We start from the raw sequence: 18,942 nt of genomic DNA, 5'->3' as shown, positions 1-18,942 counted from the left end.
AGCAGCCAGGCGCTGTGCACCCTGCTCTCGTGGTCCTGGGTGCCCGATCCTGCGGCGCCGGAATAGTCGACATCGATGTGGCGCGGAAAGCGCCTCAACCCGGACGCCTCGCGAGCATCACGGCGAAGCCACGGAACCGCAGGCTGTGATCGTGATCATGATCATCACCCTTCCCGGAAATGGCTACCCTCGGTTGAAACCTGATCCGGCGCTGGAGGCATTGGCGCAGGTCGCGCCTTGGATATGATGCAGGTTGCAGGCGGGGGATTCGCAGTTTGACCAGCTTCTACGAGCGGCCGATTCTTAACTCGCCCTATGGCGCGCCGGGACTGCACCATCCCCTCGACAAGAACGGCCAGCCGATGGACGGCGAGCCCAGGCATGGCCGCCGTCCCTCCCGCCACATCGTGCCCGTCCCGGCCTCGCGGAAGAAGGCGTCGGCCGGTCAGGCCTCGCTCGATCTGGAAACCCACAGCGACTACCCTCTCATCAACGAGATTCGCGGCTATGTCGACACGTGGCGCGCGCTGCCCAACCCCGCCGACTGGGGGGTGACGGGCACGACGCAGCGGCTTCTGGAGCACTGGCGGCATGGGCAGTTTTCAGGCCCGCAACCGTTCTTCTGCCAGATTGAAGCGGCCGAAACCATCATCTGGCTGACCGAGGTCGCCCCGAAACGCACCGCCACCAGGCGCCTGCGCGACGAGTTGGAACAGCACAATCAGGAGGCCAATCCCGCGCTCTTTCGTCTTGCCATGAAGATGGCGACCGGCAGCGGCAAGACCACGGTCATGGCCATGCTGATCGCCTGGCAGGCGGTGAATGCCGGGCGCAAGGCCTCGAAGGATTTCTCCCGCGCCTTCCTGATCATCGCCCCGGGCATCACCATCCGCGACCGCCTGCGGGTGCTGCTTCCCAGCGAGCCGGACAATTATTACGAGACGCGCCAGATCGTGCCGCCGGAGATGCTGCCGGAGATCCGGCGCGCGGAAATCGTCATCACCAACTACCACGCGTTCCAGCACCGCGAGACGCTGGCCTTGCCCAAGGTCGCGCGCAGCTTTCTGCAGGGCAACGCGCCGGAGCCGTTGAAAACCACTGAAACCGACGCCGATATGCTCGAAAGGGCATGCGGCAAGCTGCTCAATTACGACCGCGTCACGGTCATCAACGACGAGGCGCACCATTGCTACCGCCACAAGGTGGGCGGCGATGCCGAAGGCCCGCTCACGGGGGAGGACAAGAAGGAGGCGGCCGAGAACGAGGAGGCGGCGCGGCTCTGGATCAACGGCATCGAGGCGCTGGACCGCAGGCTTTCGAAGGGAGTGCGTGCGGTCTACGACCTCTCCGCCACGCCGTTCTTCCTGCGCGGCTCGGGCTATCCGGAAGGGTATCTGTTTCCCTGGGTGGTGTCCGATTTCAGCCTGATGGATGCCATCGAGAGCGGCATCGTCAAGCTGCCCCGCGTGCCGGTGACCGATAATCTCGTGCAGACCGATACGGTGGTCTACCGCGACCTGTGGAAGCACATCGGCAAGTCCCTGCCGAAGACGGCCGCCGGCGCCGCCAAGATCAGCCCGTTCGATTTGCCGCCGACGCTGCTGACGGCGCTCACCGCGCTCTACAGCCATTATGAGGGCGAGTTCAAGCGCTGGGAGCGGGCCGGGATCGGGGTGCCGCCGGTGTTCATCGTGGTGTGCCAGAACACGGCCATCTCGAAGCTGGTGTTTGAATGGATCGCCGGCTTCGAGCGCGGCGATGCCCATGAGGGCGAGCGCGCGGCCTTTCATGCGGGCCACCTCGAGCTGTTCCGCAATTATGACGAGCACGGCGCCCGCCTGCCGCGCCCGCGCACGCTGCTGATCGATTCCCGCGAGATCGAATCCGGCAAGGCGCTGGACAAGGGGTTCCGCGACGCCGCCGGCCCGGAGATCGAGCAGTTCAAGCGCGAGCTGGCCACCCGCGAGGGCGCCGGCAGCGTGAATGGCGACGTTAGCGAGGGCGAACTGCTGCGCGAGGTGATGAACACGGTGGGCCGCCCCGGCCGCCTCGGCGAGCAGATCCGCTGCGTGGTCTCGGTGTCCATGCTGACCGAGGGATGGGACACCAACACCGTCACCCACATCCTCGGCGTGCGCGCCTTCGGCACCCAGCTGTTGTGCGAGCAGGTGGTGGGCCGGGCCCTGCGCCGGCAATCCTACGACCTGAACCGTGAAACCGGCCTGTTCGACGTGGAATATGCCGACATCATGGGCATCCCGTTCGATTTTGCCGCCTCGCCGCAAAAGGCCGAGCCGGTGAAGCCGAAGCCGGTCACCCGTGTCCATGCCATCAAGGAGCGGGCCGGGCTGGAGATCGCCTTTCCCCGGGTCAGCGGCTATCGGCGGGAGCTGCCCTCGGAAAAGCTGGAGGCGGTGTTCTCCGCCGACAGCCGGCTGGAGATCACGCCGCTGGACATCGGCCCCACGGCGGTGGTGATGGAGGGCATCGTCGGCGCCGGCGTCACCATCACGCCCGAGGTGCTGGACCGGCTGCGGCCGTCCGAGATCAGCTTCAACCTCGCCAAGCACCTGCTCTATTCGCATTTCCGCGACGAGGAGAACTTCCCCAAGCAGCACCTGTTCCCGCAGATCCAGCGCATTGCCCGGCGCTGGATCGACGAGGGCTATCTGGTGACGAAGGGCGTGCCCATCGGCGCCATCCTCTATCAGGACCAGCTGGCCCGCGCGGCGGAGAAGATCGACATTGCCCTCACCCGCGGCAGCGAGGGGCAGATCATGGCGGTGCTTGATCCCTATAATCCCAAGGGGTCCACCCGCTTCGTCAATTTCATCACCTCGAAGCCCTGCTGGCGCACCGGCGCGCAGCCGCCCAAATGCCAGATCAGCCATGTGGTGCTGGATTCCAGCTGGGAAGAACAGCTGGCCCTCACGCTGGAGACCCATCCGCGCGTGATCGCCTATGCCAAGAACCAGGCGCTGGGCTTCGAGATCCCCTATCTCGACGCCGGCACCATGCGGCGCTATGTGCCCGATTTCCTCGTGCGGCTGGATGATGGCGGCACCACGCCGCTCAATCTGGTGCTGGAGGTGAAGGGCCTGCGCGACGAGGCCGACAAGGCCAAGGCGCAGACGACGCGCGACCTGTGGGTGCCCGGCGTCAACGCCCTCGGCGGCTTCGGCCGCTGGGATTTCGCTGAATTTCGTGACTGGACGACCATGACCGAAGACTTCGCCGCGCTGGTCGAACGACTGCTCAAGAAGGTTCCCGCCTGATGGCCCGTTCTCCGAAGGCCCCCAAATCCTCCAAGGCCGTCGATGCGCTGAAGCATGATGCGGCGACACGGCGGAACATTCCCACGGCGGAGATGGAGAGCTTCTTCCGGCGCGACGAGGATGCCTCGCCCATGGCGCCGGTGCAGTATCCCCGCGCGCGGCCGCTGATGGAGGGCCAGACGCGCACCCAGGAGGAGCCGCGCCAGCCCGAATTGATCTGGAACGGGGCGAAGATCACCATCACGCCGGAGCAGATGCAGGAGCTGGCCGAAACCGGCACGCTCACGCTCGCCGACGCGCAACTGGTGTGGCGGGGCAAGGACCGGCAGGACTGGTCCGACCTCGTGGTGAATGTGCCGCCGCTCTATATCCAGGAGAAGATCCACCCGAAAGCCATCATCGACGACCTGAAGCGCCGCACGGCGCAAAAGCGGGAGGCGGACACCGACGCCCCCGACCTGTTCTCCGATTTCAACGGCATCGCGCCGGACCAGCGGGCGGAATTCTACCAGCACGACCAGCACTGGTCGAACCGGCTGATTTTGGGCGACAGCCTGCAGGTGATGGCGAGCCTTGCCGAGCGCGAGAGCCTGCGCGGCAAGGTGCAGTGCATCTATTTTGATCCGCCCTACGGCATCAAGTTCAATTCCAACTGGCAGGTCTCCACCCAGTCCCGCGACGTGAAGGACGGCAAGCAGACCGACATCTCCCGCGAGCCGGAGCAGGTGAAGGCGTTTCGCGACACCTGGAAGGACGGAATAAATTCCTATCTCACCTATCTGCGCGATCGGCTGACGGTGATGCGGGATTTGCTCACGGAGAGCGGCTCCATCTTCGTGCAGATCGGGGATGAGAACGTGCACCGCGTGCGGGCGGTGATGGATGAGGTGTTTGGGGAGGGGAATTTCTGCAATCTGATCGGGTTCAAGAAAACAGGAGGACTCGTAGCTGGATTTTTACCGTCAACGGGAGACTATATTCTATGGTATTCGAGGGACATAAAGCATACAAAGTTCCACCAACCCTATCTTGGCAAAGCCTTTGGTGGAGACTCAGACTACAGCCTTGTTCGTTTGCCAAGCTTGTCAGTGCGACGTCTCTCCAGAGAAGAATCTGACAACCCAGAAATTTTACCTTCAGATTACCATATTTTGCAAACGACGTCTTTAGAGTCGGCCAATCCACTATTTAAGTTCGAGTATGGAGGGCGCATCTACGAACAAAGGTGGAAAACAAACCCTAGGGGCTTGGGTCGGCTCTCTAAAGCTGGGCGATTATATCAAGCGACATCCAAACTCAGGTACATTCGCTATGTAAATGATTTTCCGGTAATCCCAATTATTAACAACTGGGATGACACCGGCTCAAGTGGTTACAGGGAGCCTAACGTCTATGTTGTTCAGACAGTGGCGAAAGTCGCTGAACGCTGCATCCTGATGGCCACCGATCCCGGCGACCTCGTGCTCGATCCCACCTGCGGCTCGGGCACCACGGCCTATGTGGCCGAGCAATGGGGCCGGCGCTGGATCACCATCGACACCTCCCGCGTGGCGCTGGCGCTGGCGCGCACGCGCCTGATGGCGGCGCGCTATCCCTGGTACCTGCTCGCCGACAGCCGCGAGGGCCGCGCCAGGGAAGCCGCGCTCACCAGGCGCCCGCCCGCCGACACCCCCGTGCACAACGACATCCGCCAGGGCTTCGTCTATGAGCGGGTGCCGCACATCACCCTGAAATCCATCGCCAACAATCCCCTCATCGACGACATCTGGGACAAGTGGCAGCAGGTGCTGGAGCCCCTGCGCGCCGCGCTCAATGCCGCGCTGGGCACCGCCTACGAAGAATGGCAGATCCCCCGCGACCTGCCCCCCGGCGCCCCGGCCGCCGCCTCCGCGCCCCACGCCCAATGGTGGGAGGCGCGCATCGCCCGCCAGAGCGAGATCGACGCCTCCATCGCCGCCCGCGCCGATGTGGAATATCTCTACGACAAGCCCTACGCCGACAACGCCCGGGTGCGCGTCGCCGGCCCCTTCACGGTGGAAAGCCTCTCGCCCCACCGCGTGCTGCCGGCGAGCGAAGAAGAGCTGATCGACGAGATCGACGCCGCCGAGGGCCGCCGCGCCCCCGCCGATGCCGCCCCCGGCGCGCAGGATTTCTCCGCGCAGGATTTCTCGGCAATCGTCATCGACTATCTGAAGGCCGAGGGGGTGAAGCAGCAGGCCAAGGGCGACCGCATCACCTTCGAGAGCCTGACCCCCTGGCCGGGCCAGTGGATCGGCGCCAGCGGTACCTTCATCGAGGGCGAGGACGGCCCCGAGCGCCGCGCCGCCATCCTCATCGGCCCCGAATACGGCACGGTGGGCCGGCAGGACATCGTCGCCGCCGCGCGCGAGGCGGTGGACGCCCGCTTCGACGTGCTGATCGCCTGCGCCTTCAATTTCGACGCCCATTCCTCGGAACTGGGCAGCCTGGGCAGCCTGAAGATCCTGAAAGCCCGCATCAACCCCGACATGCACATGTCGGAGGAACTGAAGAACACCGGGCGCGGCAACATGTTCGTCGTCTTCGGCGAGCCGGATGTGGAAATCCTGGACGACGGCGGGCCGGACATCCGCGTGAAGGTGAACGGGGTGGACGTGTTTGATCCCAACACCGGCGCCATCCGCTCCAACGACACGGCCGGCATCGCCGCCTGGTTCATCGACACGGACTATAACGAAGAAAGCTTCTTCGTCCGCCACGCCTACTTCCTCGGCGCCAACGATCCCTACAAGAGCCTGAAGACAGCCCTGCAGGCCGAGATCGACGCCGACGCCTGGGCCACGCTCTATTCCGACACGTCCAGGCCGTTTCCGCGTCCGCCGGGGCGGCGCATCGCGGTCAAGGTCATCAACCACTTCGGCGACGAAGTGATGAAGGTGTTTGGGGTGTGAGCCCATGCAGTTCCTGATCGCAGAGACCTTCACCTCGTCCTTCACCCGCCTGTCCGGCATGGACCAGAAGGCGGTGAAGGCAAGCGTGTTCGACCTGCAGATGGACCCGGCCGGCAACGGGCTGAAGCTGCATCGCATCGATGCCAGCAAGGATGCCAATTTCTGGTCCGCCCGCGTCAACCGCGACATCCGCCTCGTCATCCACAAGACCGGCGAGAGCCTGCTCCTCGCCTATGTGGGCCATCACGACGATGCCTATGCCTGGGCCGAGCGGCGGCGGATCGAGGCGCATCCGCGCACCGGCGCCATCCAGATCGTCGAGGTGCGCGAGCGGGTGGAGGACGTTGCCGCGCCGGCAACGCTCGATCTCGTCCTTCCCGCACCGACCGAGGGTCCGCAGGCGGCCCCGCGCCTGTTCGCTGCGCTGGACGACGAGGCGCTGCTCTCCATCGGCGTGCCCGCCGATTGGCTGGCGGACGTGCGCGCGGCCAATGAGGACGGCTTCTTCGCCCTCGCCCGGCACCTGCCGGCCGAGGCCGCCGAGGCGCTGCTGCAATATGCGGCGACCGGCATGCTCGCCCCGCCTTCGCCCGTCCCGGCCTCGCCCTTCGCCCATCCCGATGCGCTGCGTCGCATCCGCCTCATCGCCAATCAGGAGGAACTGGAACAGGCCCTGGCCTTCCCGTGGGAGAAGTGGGGCGTCTTCCTGCACCCCTCCCAGCGCGCTCTGGTGGACCGCACCTTCTCCGGCCCGGCGCGGGTGGCAGGCTCCGCGGGCACCGGCAAGACCATCGTCGCGCTCCATCGCGCCGTCCGGCTGGCGCGCGCGAACCCCGACGCCCGCATCCTGCTGGCGAGCTTCTCGCAGCCGCTGGCGGATGCCCTGGCAAAGAAGCTCCTGGTGCTTGCACCCGAGACGGGGGGCATCGTGCCGCGCATCACCACCGCGTCGTTCCGGGGGATCGCCGAGGAAATGCATCAGCTGGAATACGGCGTGCGCCCCCGCATCGCCGCCGACGCCGTCCTGCGGGAGCGGCTGCGTGCCGCTGCCGCCGCGACCGGTCTCAAGGGGTTTTCGGACCGTTTCCTGCTGTCCGAGTGGAGCAATGTGGTCGATGCCTGGGGCCTGACATCGCTCGACGCCTATGCCACCGTCCAGCGTATGGGGCGCAAGAACAGGCTTGGCCCCAACCAGCGCGCCCGGCTGTGGCCGGTGTTCGCGGCGACGCGCGAGGCGCTGGCTGCAGAGCGCTATACGACCTGGGCGGAGGTTTTCACCGGACTGGCGGACGCTCTGGCGCGGCGTCCATCCAAGGCGTTCGACCATGTCATCATCGACGAGGCGCAGGACCTCGCGCCGGCCGAACTGAGATTTTTCTCCGCGCTTGCACCGGCCCGGCCGGATGGCCTGTTCCTGTCCGGTGACGTTGGCCAGCGCATCTTTCAGCATCCCTATTCATGGGCGAGCCTCGGCGTGGAGGTGCGCGGCCGATCGCACACGCTCAAGGTCTGCTACCGCACCTCCCAGCAGATCCGCAGTGCCGCCGACCGGCTGTTGCCGACCGTCTTGCGCGACACTGATGGCATGGAGGACGAGCGGCGCGGGATCGTGTCCGTCTTCGACGGGCCGCGGCCGGAGGTCAAGCGCCTGTCCAGCATCGAAGCCGAGGCGGAAACGGTTCGCGCGGTGGTGGCAACCTGGCTCGCCGAGGGCATTTCAGCCCATGAGATCGGCCTTTTCGTTCGATCCTCCCAGCTTGTCGCGCGCGCCCGGGCGGCGATCGCCGGGCTCGCGGGCGCCGACCAGATGTCGACTGCCCCCATGGATCTGGCCAAGGGGTTGGAGTTCCGCGCCGTCGTCGTGATGGCATGCGACGAAGGCGTTCTCCCGCTCGACGAGCGTGTGACCGACGCCGCAGACGAAGCCGAGCTCGACGATATCTACGAAACTGAACGTCGATTGCTCTATGTGGCCTGTACGCGGGCGCGCGAGCATCTGCTGCTGTCCGGGGTCATTCCCGCGTCAGAATATCTCGCGGACTTCGCTGGCGAACAGATCGGATAGGTCGGCTGCGGCGGGATGCGAGGCTGACACGGGTGATTTGGGGTGCCGTCCGATCAGATCTCCCGCTTGATTATCGTGCGGAACAAGGCGGCAACTGCTTTGAAGCCGGAAGAGGTGCCGTGGATCTCGTCTGCCCATTCCCCGTCTCGCAGCGTTCCTCGCACGTCGATCACGAACACCTGCGTGTCCGAGCTCCGTCCGGCGACCCGCTCCAGCATGTCGTACAGCGCATCGATGAGGAAGCGGATGATGGCCCGCTGAAGCGGGGGGTCGACGATGCCTTTCTCGGTCATGGGGCCGCCCAGCCACTCATCCTGTCTCGCATAGGCCGGATTGCGTTGATCGCCGGGATAGCCGCCCGGAATGGCATAGTCGTATCCATGGACAAAGATCGGCAGGCGTTGGAAATCCGGATCGCTGCGCACGGTGGACACCACCGTTCGGTAGTCGGTCTCAAGGCGCGTCAGCACAGCGGCGAGTGCGCCCTTGTCGACGTGCCAGGCCGCATCCTTGCCGGGCGCGTATGTCTTCAACAGGCCGGAGAGGACAGGATTGCCGTGCAAGTCCTCGCCGATTACGTCGTTGCCGGCGGCGGAGAACAGGAACCCGCTGACCCCGCGGGCCTTCTGGCGCTGCAGGCCGGCCATGTATTCCGACCGCCGATTGACCATATTGTCGGCGGTGTCGCCGGCCGCGTCGAGACTCCAGATCAGAAAGTCGGATCCCAGATGGTCGATCACGTCTTCGATCAGGAAGGGGAACTGGAACCAGGAGTCTCCTTCCGAGACGAGGACCGGCTTTTTGACGCCGTTGGCGATCTGCTGCTCGAATTTCTGCTGGCGCCGCCACCGGCAAATGGCGTTGCCCCAGCGGATCGCGCTTTCCACGTCGAAGTCGCCCTCGGGCGTCATCTCCACCTTGTCGGGGTCGGGTTCGATGCGCGGATCGAATGGCCCGCTGTCGTCGGGCAGTGCCCGCAGAAATGGCGCGATCTCCGAATCCGGTACGTCAGGGTTCATGATCATCGCCTTGAAGGCGTCGTAGCTTAGCCGGGTCATGGGTGTCCCCTTTCATTTACCGCGTCGGCTCGTGCGCCGAGGCGGCGTCTTGCCGGGCGGCGTGGGCGCTTCCTTTTCGGGCTTCGCGGCTTTGGCTGAAGGCGCCTTCCGGGCAGGGCCGGTCAGGTTGTTCGGGGCGACGGGCGCCTTGCTCCGCTTGGCCTGCGGCGGTGCTGGTGCATCGAGCATCTGGTCGATCATGGCGTCGATCTGCTTGCGGTCGAGCGGCTGCTGGCCGCCGGTGGAGGCGAGCGACAGTCGAACCGCTACCGGACGGTGATCCGAAATGGCAAGGTAGTTGGACATGGTCCGGTCTTTCGCGACTATGAAATAGTCGACCTTGCCGACGGTCTGTCGCATGTTCGGCGACAGGAAGATGTTGTCGATCGCGGAGCGGGGCGACTTGATGTAACTGAACGCGCCCTCGGTCTCGTCCGTGGCCCCGAGGATCAGGAAGCCGGCGTCCTCGATGGCCGAAAAGTCGCCCCTCGCCAGCGGTGCGTTCATATCGCCGCCGAGGATCACGTCGAGATTGTGCTCCGCCACCACGTCTTCCACCGCACGCGCGAGTATGCGCGTCGCAAGGCGCCGCCTGAGGCTGCCCTCGTCCATGGCCTTCAGGTGGAGGGGGACGGCGAAGAAGCTATACGGTGCATGCGCCGCGGCGCATGAGAAGCGGTAGAGGGCCGGATAACGATCGAAGATGTTGCCATGCACGGCCTCGACACGAACGTCCGGATCGTCGCTACGCTGGTGAAAGAGCGGCTCGACGCTGCTCGGCCAAGCGACTTTCTCGCCCTTCAGCGACGAGCTTTTCCAGATCATCGCAGTGGATTGCTTGGACGTTCCGGCATCGGGTTCAGACAGGGCAAAGTCGAATTTCTCCCCGTACACCTCGTAGATGCGCTGAACCAGTGCTTCGACGGACGGCGGTGAAATCTCGGACAGGCCCCAGACGTCGAGGTTGAGGTCGGTGATCACCTTGGCGACGCCATCGAGTTTACCCGGTTGCTTCCAGCGGTTGGCGAGCCACTCGATATTCCAGAAGCCGACGTCGATGTCCTGATCGGTGCCGCGATAGGTGTCCACCACCGCTTCCGGGGCAGTCCTTTCGGAATCGATCCGCCGGCCATATCCGCCGAAGAAGCCCGCCATGGTGTCGGAGCCCTTGATCTCCTTCAGGATGGCCTCGGCATAGGCGGCGTCGGCGCCGCCCTTGCGCGCCCGCGTTTCGAGATCGAGGGCGATGGCGGCAATCTTGATGCCCTCGTTGATGCGATCGATGGGCTTTCCATCCTCGGTTTCTCCGGACCAGCGCCGGCTGGCGTGGTGGAGCGCGATGAGCCGGCCCCGCCGGTCGAAAACAGGAGCCCCCGAAGACCCCCCGAGCGTGTCGGAGGTGTAGTGGATCACGGTCGTGTCCATGCCGACGACGTCGCTGTCGTCGAAGCTGACCTGCTTGTGCTGACCGTCCGGATGGTGGATCACAAACGCTTGGTCGCTCTTGTTGACCGTGAAGCTCGATCGCTCCAGCGGGATCGTGCCGAACGCCTGCGATGCGGCCTCATCGATACGAACGAAGGTGTAGTCGAGGCCGTCCGCGGTGGGGCTGGTGATGAAGAACCGCGCGGGGTCGAGCTTGAAGACCTGGGACGCCGGCAGCGTGCGGCCGTCGCCGTTCAGGAGAGCGTCGGGCGAAATCTCGTAGTTGAACTCGACCCGCGCACTGACCGCGACATCCGGCGTGTTGAGGACGTGATGGTTGGTCAGCAGGATATTGCGGCTGACCAGAAAGCCGGTGCCGCTCCAGCTTCCCTCCAGACCCTCGTGATTGCGCCCTTCGACCGAGAGTATGGCGACCGCGCGCCGGCGTTCCGCGAGGATCTGCAGCAGGGCGGCAGGGCTGGTCTGAAAGCGCCCGATGGACGCCTCGAAATCGATATCCGCCTTCGAGGCGTCGGGTTGCAGCGCCCGCCCGCGCCGCGCCCAGCCTGTCCAGCCCTCGAGCATCTTGGCCGGGTTGTCGACACCGGCGGTGCTACCCACATCGGAAAACGGATCAGCTTTCGTGTCCGGCAGACTGACGAAAGGGACGTCGGTCGATTTCAGGTTGGGCGACATGGCGTGGACCCCCCTATTTGAAGCGAATGAAAGCTGTTGGTCGAAGTGGCTCGAAGTAAAAGACGACGAAATTGACTTGTGGATTTCCCGTGATCATCGTCCGGCTCGCCCATCGCCGACGCCGGCGGAAGAGCATCGCGCGATCGCATCGAGGGTGTCGTCGCTCATCGCGCGATTCAGGTGTCGATGGGGCAGGTAGCAGTATGTGCAATCGAGGTTGCAGAAGGGCGTCGGCTGGAGCACCAGGAGGTTGACGCGTCCGGTGGCCATGGCGTCACCAATTGCGCCAGTTGCCCCAGCCGTTCCGCCAGTTGCCCCAATTGTACCACTGCGTGAGGCGGTTGCTTGCGGACTGCTGTGGCGATTCGGGGAGCGTTGAGGCGAGGATATCCATCCGCCTCACGAGTTCATTCCGTTGCCTGAGAATATCTTCAGGCACGTCTGCTTGCGGATGAGCAAGAGATCCGTTTACGTTTGACGTCAACGTCAATAAAGTCGATATGAACAGGACAGCACTTTTGTGCATTTGCGTTCTCCGCCGTCGTAGAAACCGGATTTTGACGCAATACGGAATATAAAAATGAATGATAATCTCAAAGTGGATGCGAATATTGAACGGCGACCGGCTTGGATGGGTGCGGGACAATGTCGGCCAAAACGCAAACCCTGTACGGCAAATGCCTCGCTCTGAGGGAGGCCTGATCTTGCGCGTCTGCTCAGGCTATGACTTGAGCGTGTAAGAAATCATCCTCCAAATGGGGGACGAGATTTCGAATCCTGAGGCGGGAATAAAGATCTCACGCGACACACGGTCGGCCCGATGTCGAGGCCAACTTGGGGCAGGGACGGGCGCTCGTGCCCCCTCATGCCCCCTTGGGACCTGCGATGTCGATGCCCGCGAAGAGCGTCCGGAGCTTCGACCACTGGGACCGGTCGAGAAAGCCGCTCTGGTCCCAGATGGCGAGGCCGATGGCGTTGGCGCTTCCACGCTCCACCACGTACAGCCGCTCGAGTTGCCGCCAGGCGATGGCTTCGACGAAATTGGCGCCGCCGGAGGTGGGATGGGTCTCGTCCCAGGCCATGTTCCGCATGGAAATGGGAAGGCCCAGGGCGACCGCCTTGCGGTACCACTGTTGCTCCTCTGCCGCGCTCCGGTTCGGGCCGAATCTGCTCCACAGTCCCATGGCGTTGTATCCTTGGGCGATCTGCGCGTCCGCCAGATTGGTGGCGATCGGCTTGACCTGCGACCAGTTCCTCTGATTCACCGGGCCGTCCAGGTCGCTCGCCGTCGGCTCCGATCCCCTGCCGCGGCCGATGGTCGACAGCAGGTTCAAGGCGTGTTCGGAGCCGGCGCGTGCCGCCAGCACGAGCAGATCGCCGGCCGCCTTCTCGTCGCGCGGCCCGCCCTGTCCGGCCAGGAGCATTTCCGCCAGTTCGACGCGTGCGCTGACCACGCCGAAATCCGCGGCCCGCTTCAGGTATTCCCGCGCCGCGGCATCGTCCTGTCGCACCGCGTTGCCATAGTGCGCGGCCGAGCCAGCCTCGCTCAGGGCCAAGGGCTGGTTGGCGCTCACAAAGGGCACGAGATAGCGCTTGGCGGTGAGATCCTTGGGGTTGGCCCGGGACAGGTGGATGGCCCGCGCCATCAGCACCATCTGGGTGAGGAAAGCCGACAGCCCCAGCGCCCGGGCGACGGCCAGTTGCTCGCTCTGCTCCAGTGGCTCCAGGTCCGCGAAACGGGGCGGGCCGGTCTCCGGCCTGGCTTCCGGCTCCGCCTTCGGTTCGGGTTTCGGGTCTGCTTTCGGCTCGGGTTTGGGTTCCGACTTGGCCGCAGACTTGGCCTCCGCCTGCTGCCTGGGCTCCGGCGCCGGGGGGGGCGGCGGCAGGCAGTCGGTACCGAGCGGACCGCCGCACCGGCTCAAAAAGCCATAGGCGCCCGCGGTCGCCGCAACCACGCCGGCACTGGCCGCTGCCAGGACCAGCAGGCGACGGGTCGGGTTCGGTTCCGGAGGCAGGGGGGTCGCCTGCTTCTTGCGGCCGGAATTTTCCTCGGGAGACGATGCCGGCGCGGCTTCTTTCTCGGTCCAGCCGCAGGTCGGGCAGGCGCCGTGCGCATGGGCATCGAACACATGCCCGTTGATGCAGCGAATGAATCGGGAAGTCATCGGTGACACATCGCTCCGGTCTGTCGCTGGCCCTGCGTCCCGAAGCCGCCGATGCGGCGGCCTGCCGCGCGAGGGACGTCCTCGTCTCAACCCGACCATGCCGCGCGTGCCGGCATGGGACCTCGAATAGTCTACCACTCGATGACGTACCGGGGGATTTGGGTCGCCTATTTCGGAGTGATGGTGCGGTCCTGCAGCGGCGAGGGCGGCGGCGGTGATGGCCGCGCGTCCGGGTCCCTGTCCTCGTTCCACCAGGGGTCGCTGCCCTTGACCCGCCAGGCCGCATGGCGCCTGGCGAGCTGGCAGAACGGCGGGCTGTGCGTGCACACGGCCTCGGCAATGGCTTGCTGGATGCCCGGCCTCTGCTCGGTGGCCGCAGCAAGCACGCCGTTCGGCTTGTAATGGACCCTCTGGACAAACACGACCGGTTCGGCTGCCCCGAGCTTATAGGTTCCAAGGCGGGTGATCGCGCCCTGGAGCGAGGCAAAGACCGTCACGGAGCAGGTCGGCTGGCCCTTGCTCGACGTCACGGTCCCGTTGTCCTTGGGGCTCGATGCCAGGATGGACTGCAACAATCGGTCCGAGATCTTCACGGTGACGAAGACATCGAAAACCAGGTCGTCGCTGGGATTATAGGGCAGGTTCAGGCCGGTCAGGGCGGTATTTGAAATGTCGCCGGGAAACAGCGGAGGCCCCGGCTCTCCCGGGCGCCTCGGGGGCTGCTTCCACGGCAGGGCGCTGTCGACGACCTGCGCGATGCTGCCCCGGACCACGGCCTCCGGGTTGATCGTGGGGATCTCGACCTCCATCTCGGCGGGCACATCGCAGCGCGAAACGGCAAAGATCGCCTGGCTGCGCCGCGCGATCTGGCGCAGCGCCTTGTTCTCCGCCTCCGCTGTGGCCAAAGTGCTCAAGGCGTCATTCAGCGTCTTCTTGAGGGCGACGACCTCGGCGCGCAGCTGCGCGATACTGTTCTCAAGCGCCTGGATGCGCGCCTGAAGGGCCGCGGTATCGATGGCGCGCAGCCGCGCAATCTCGTCCCGCAGCGCCTTGTTCTCGGCCTCGGCGGCGGCGAGGCGGGTCAGCGCCGTATTGAGCGTCGTCTTGAGAGCGTCCAGCTCGGCGCTCAGTTGCGCCACCTGGTTCTCCAGTTCGCGGATGCGGGCCTGAAGGGCGGCGGTGTCGATGGCCCTCAGCCGTGCGATCTCCTTGCGCAGTTCCTCCACCTCGGCCTGCAGGGCGGCGAGCTGGCTCTGGAGCTGGGCGTTCTGCTGTTCCAGCCGGTTGATCTGCGACGCGGCCTGGTCCACCTGCATCTTGAGCTGGCTGATGAGGGTCTGGGCCTCCGCCAGTTCGTCACGCACCTGTGTCAGGCGCTTGAGCAGTTCGTCGATCTCCTCGTCGGTCAGGCGGCCCTTCTTGAGCCGGTCCACGGCGCTGTCGAGGCTGGTTTTGGCGTCGTCGATGCGCTGCTTGGTGTCTTCGACGGTCTGCTGGCTGCGGGTGTCACCGGTATAATAGGGGAGCAGCATGATCATCAGGATCAGGAAGGCGCCCATGGCCTTCGTGATCACGGCCATCATGGCGACTTCGCCGCCGCCGTTCTCGTGCCGCCGCCGCATCATGATGCGGCATCCTCCTTGTGGGGAATATAGATGCGGTTGATGAGGTTCTTCAGGCAGTATTGCCCGGCCTCATTGAGGGCGATCTCTTCCTGTTTCTGCACGATGTGCTGGACGAACACCAGGATCACGCTCACCAGCAGCGCCACCAGCGTGGTGTAGAACGAAACCGAAAGGCCGCCCGTGACCTTGGCCAGGTCGATCTTCTGCGGATTGATGAATTCCAGCGCCACCGCGATGCCGATAATGGTGCCGATGAAGCCGATGGTCGGGATCAGCCAGGCGGTGTAGCGCACCATCTGGTAACGCATGTCCACCCGGTGCGACATCAGGTCCAGGCTGTTGGTGAGGATCGCCACCGCCTGGTCCACCGACCGGCTGGTCTGAAGCTGGATGATGGTGATGTCGATCAGATAGGGCAGGAAGCCATGATCGCCGTCATACAGATCGGTGACCTTGCGGCGGATGGCGCCGAGTTCGTGCAGCTGCAGCACGCTGGTGGCGTCTTCCGGCAGGAATTTGGCCCGCAGGAAGGCCTGCTCGCGGCGCGCCACCTGCCAGCGCACGTAAAGATCTGCCAGGCCCGCCGCAAGGATCAGGTAGGTCAGGTTTTGGATGGTGATGGGGTAGGGGAAGACGCTGTAGGGCTGGTGATCCAGCAACAGCGCCGCCGGCCCGGATCCGAACGGGAGCGCGACCGACGCGATGGCGATCAGCACCATGGCGATGCCGAGCGCCACCAGCAAGGCGCGCAGGTAGGATGGGGGACGCGACGCGGCCTCGGAACCAGGTTTCATGAGGGTACCTGCGGGACATGGCTTGGCCGATCGACCACCGGGGGAAGTCTAGCCCGCGCCTACGCCCGCGTCATGGCCAAGGTGCTACTTTCCTGGCCTTGTAGGCACACGGGCGTCTGGCATCATCCCTCATTCAGGTGATGTTCCCGGTGTGAACGTGTTGTTTCATCCGGTTCGGCCGATCCACGCGGGACTCAAACCCGGCAATGGCCGACTGCGGGTGCGGCGCCCGGGGTGGCGAAGTGCGGGTGTTTTGTGATTTCATGAGAGCGTGAGCCAAAGCGCGGTATCGTCGATGCCGGATGGCAGGCAGGAGCCCGGGATGCGAGGCGCGATCATCGGCGCGGTGCTGGCCTTGCTGATCGCGCCGGCATGGGCTGGCCCGCGGGAAGACATGGCCGGCGCCTATATGCGCAAGGACTATAAGGCCGCCTGGGCGCTCGCCCGACCGCTGGCGGACCAGAACGACGAGGTGGCGCAATATCTCGTCGGCAGCATGCTGCGCGATGGCACCGGGGTGGCGAAGGACAATTTCGAGGCTGTCCAGTGGCTCCGCAAAGCCGCCGAGCAGGGCAATGTGGCCGCCCAGTGCGAACTTGGCTTCCTTCTGGCGTTCGGCATGGGCTCCATGGGAAATGCCGAGGATGCCCGGATGTGGCTCAAGAAGGCGGCGGACGCGGGCTATCCGACCGCCAATGCCCACCTTGGGCGGCTGATCCGCAGCGACAAGGTGGCAACGCCCGATCCCGTGGCGGCGGTTGGCCTGTTCCGCACCGGCGCGGCCATGGGCGACGCGGAATCCCAGTATCAGCTGGCCGGCGCCCTGCGTGACGGATGGGGCGTGCCGAAGGATACCGTCGCCGCTGCCGACATCTACTGCGCCATGACGGCGGATCCGGCCCAGTACGAATGCGGCAAACTGGTTGCGATGGGTCTCGCCCGCGACAAGGATGCGAAAAAAGGCATCGCCAATCTGGCCAGGCTGGCCGCCATCGGAAACCGGGCTGCGCAGGCCGAACTCGGGTATTATTACCTGAACGGCTATTACACCGACAAGAATATCGCCGAGGGCGCGCGCCTTACCGCCCTGGCGGCGAAGCAGGGCATCTCGAGCGCCCAATACACCATGGGCGCCATGGCAGAGCGAGGGATCGGCGCGGCGAAGGACTTGAAAGTCGCGCTGGAGTGGTACGATAAGGCCGCTCAGGAAGGCTATGCGCCGGCCCTGGTTGCCGCGGGCAGGCTCCTCGAAGACGACCAGGCCGGCCCTCCCGACCTCCTGAAGGCGATGGAATATTACCGGCGCGCGGCGGACCTCGGGAGCGCCGACGCCAAGACCCGCTGGGCCGCCATCTACAAGCGCATTCCGAAGGCCAGCATGCCCCTCGACGTGCGACCGCCACGATGAGGCATGCCATGAGCCCCGGTCTTCGGCGATCCCTCTTCGCCGCCGCCATCTGCGCTTTGGTGCCCTTCGGGGCGGCCCGTGCGGATATCGTATTCTGCAACAAGTACCCGCGGACGGTGTTCGTCGCCATTGCCTACCAGCAGACCACCAAGGGGTGGCTGTCGCGCGGCTGGCTGAGGGTCGACACCGGATCATGCGGGTTGTTCGACAGCGCGCTGCGCGTGCCGCAATTTTACTACCGTGCCGAGACCGACTGGTTCACGGGACCGAACCGGAAACGGGGGCAGAGCACCTGGGGCCAGGGGGAAAAGTTCGCGGTGCCGAAAAACGCCGGCTCCTTCAACTATTACAATGCCGCCACCGCCTTTAGTGGCGCCCGGCTCGCCGCCTTCTCCAGTTCCGTAACGGAGACCAGCGGGGAAGCGACGCACACCATCACGTTCGAAGCGGACGGCAACGTGAGCCGGGCGGTCGGGTTTCCGACCCGGGATCGCCCGCCCGGTCCCTCCACTCCCTCCACTCCCGCCCCTGCTGCCTCTTCCACCCCTGCTCCATCGCCCGCACCGGCGGCGACGCCCGCGCCCCCGCCGCCTTCGATCTACAAGCAACCGGTCTTCATCGCCGGCCTTGCCGCCGGGCAGAACCGTGCGCAGGTGTTTGCGGACCGCAAGGCCTATGCGTTCGGCTATCTCTCCGGGCTGGTGAAGAGCATTACCGATGCCTGCAGCCCGGAGAGCTTCCTGACGGATGCGCAGAAAGCCCGCCTGGGGTTCAACGTGGCCTTCGCCTCGGACGCCTCCAGGGCAGGGGCCGGTGCCGACGCGCAGGCCCGCAGCGATGGCTTCGGCGACGGGACCGCCGACGGACGCGCCTATGCCGCGACCACGACGTGCCCCCGCATCCAGGACGACAGATTCCTGCGCGACATCATCGCGACCTTCCTCAGCAACTAGAGCATTTTCGAGCAAAAGTGCGCCGCGGTTTTGCGTCCGCACTTGCGATGAAACAGAGGGTTAGAGCCTGTTGGGCGAACCGGTGTCTGTCGAACAGGCTGTGGCCTGCATCGACAGATCCGTGTCATCGGGTTGCGAACTGGTAGATCGCATAGACGAGCAAGCCGACGAAGAACGAGAGCGTCATCATCCATGGCCGGCTTTCCGGGAAGACGGAGCGGCCCACCTGCTGTTCGACTTCGAGCAGCGTTTTCAGCTCGGCGGGGGAATAGAAGGATCGCGGGCTCCAGATGGCCATCAATACGAACGATGCGACCACCGCCAGAAAAGCATGCAGTGTATACATGAAGTTGGCGGGAGACGTGATTGCAGCCGTGGCTCCGAATACGGTGTTGCAGACCAGAACGATCAGTGCGAATAGCTTGATCGGCGAGGACGTCGCCTGCATCAGGCTGCGCCATTGCGAGGTTTTATTAGGCTCGTCCTTGGTTTTCTCGACCTCGGTGCCCGGGGTATCCACGGGTGTCTTGACGGTCGCGTCGGTCATC

General features: G+C 64.9%; 11 protein-coding genes. 5 read left to right on the top strand and 6 right to left on the bottom strand.

Annotated elements, in window-relative coordinates; genetic code table 11:
- Positions 1–275: 275 nt before the first annotated feature.
- From V5F48_RS20810 to V5F48_RS20800, 3 genes are read left to right on the top strand one after another with little or no spacing between them, the layout of a single operon-like run.
- Positions 276–3,275 (top strand): BPTD_3080 family restriction endonuclease, encoded by a 3,000-nt coding sequence (locus V5F48_RS20810; protein WP_394260214.1) that lies wholly within the window; start codon positions 276–278, stop codon positions 3,273–3,275.
- Positions 3,275–6,205, top strand: coding sequence for a site-specific DNA-methyltransferase (locus tag V5F48_RS20805; RefSeq protein ID WP_394260213.1), 2,931 nt, complete (start codon positions 3,275–3,277; stop codon positions 6,203–6,205). Before V5F48_RS20810 ends, V5F48_RS20805 begins: the two co-directional genes overlap by 1 nt.
- A gap of 4 nt (positions 6,206–6,209) precedes the next feature.
- Positions 6,210–8,270: a UvrD-helicase domain-containing protein gene (locus tag V5F48_RS20800; RefSeq protein ID WP_394260212.1), complete on the top strand. Its 2,061-nt coding sequence runs from the start codon at positions 6,210–6,212 to the stop codon at positions 8,268–8,270.
- A gap of 53 nt (positions 8,271–8,323) precedes the next feature.
- Here V5F48_RS20800 and V5F48_RS20795 read toward each other — a convergent pair whose 3' ends face one another.
- The 5 genes from V5F48_RS20795 to V5F48_RS20775 form a co-directional block, all read right to left on the bottom strand.
- Entirely contained in the window at positions 8,324–9,328 is a 1,005-nt protein-coding gene (locus V5F48_RS20795; RefSeq protein WP_394260211.1) for a hypothetical protein, read from the bottom strand.
- 12 nt (positions 9,329–9,340) lie between these two features.
- The gene (locus V5F48_RS20790) at positions 9,341–11,449 is read right to left on the bottom strand and encodes a trypsin-like peptidase domain-containing protein (protein ID WP_394260210.1); all 2,109 of its coding nucleotides are present in this window, start codon (positions 11,447–11,449) and stop codon (positions 9,341–9,343) included.
- A gap of 863 nt (positions 11,450–12,312) precedes the next feature.
- The gene (locus V5F48_RS20785; protein ID WP_394260209.1) at positions 12,313–13,578 is read right to left on the bottom strand and encodes a hypothetical protein; all 1,266 of its coding nucleotides are present in this window, start codon (positions 13,576–13,578) and stop codon (positions 12,313–12,315) included.
- A 203-nt stretch (positions 13,579–13,781) separates the two neighbouring features.
- Entirely contained in the window at positions 13,782–15,173 is a 1,392-nt protein-coding gene (locus V5F48_RS20780) for a hypothetical protein (protein WP_394260208.1), read from the bottom strand.
- 62 nt (positions 15,174–15,235) lie between these two features.
- Complete coding sequence (locus V5F48_RS20775) at positions 15,236–16,033, bottom strand: MotA/TolQ/ExbB proton channel family protein (RefSeq protein WP_394107653.1); 798 nt, start codon at positions 16,031–16,033, stop codon at positions 15,236–15,238.
- Between the two features lie 322 nt (positions 16,034–16,355).
- Here V5F48_RS20775 and V5F48_RS20770 point away from each other — a divergent pair, with 322 nt between their 5' ends.
- Positions 16,356–17,441 (top strand): tetratricopeptide repeat protein, encoded by a 1,086-nt coding sequence (locus V5F48_RS20770; protein WP_394260207.1) that lies wholly within the window; start codon positions 16,356–16,358, stop codon positions 17,439–17,441.
- 8 nt (positions 17,442–17,449) lie between these two features.
- On the top strand, positions 17,450–18,394 hold the full coding sequence (locus V5F48_RS20765; RefSeq protein WP_394260206.1) for a DUF1036 domain-containing protein: 945 nt from the start codon (positions 17,450–17,452) through the stop codon (positions 18,392–18,394).
- 124 nt (positions 18,395–18,518) lie between these two features.
- Here V5F48_RS20765 and V5F48_RS20760 read toward each other — a convergent pair whose 3' ends face one another.
- On the bottom strand, positions 18,519–18,941 hold the full coding sequence (locus V5F48_RS20760) for a hypothetical protein (RefSeq protein WP_394107650.1): 423 nt from the start codon (positions 18,939–18,941) through the stop codon (positions 18,519–18,521).
- Position 18,942: the final 1 nt, after the last annotated feature.

The sequence above is a fragment of the Xanthobacter autotrophicus ATCC 700552 genome, from assembly GCF_043194565.1.
Taxonomy (GTDB): Bacteria; Pseudomonadota; Alphaproteobacteria; order Rhizobiales; family Xanthobacteraceae; genus Xanthobacter; species Xanthobacter autotrophicus_F.
Note: the sequence above shows the minus strand (reverse complement) of the source record. Positions and strands in the feature narration are given on the sequence as shown.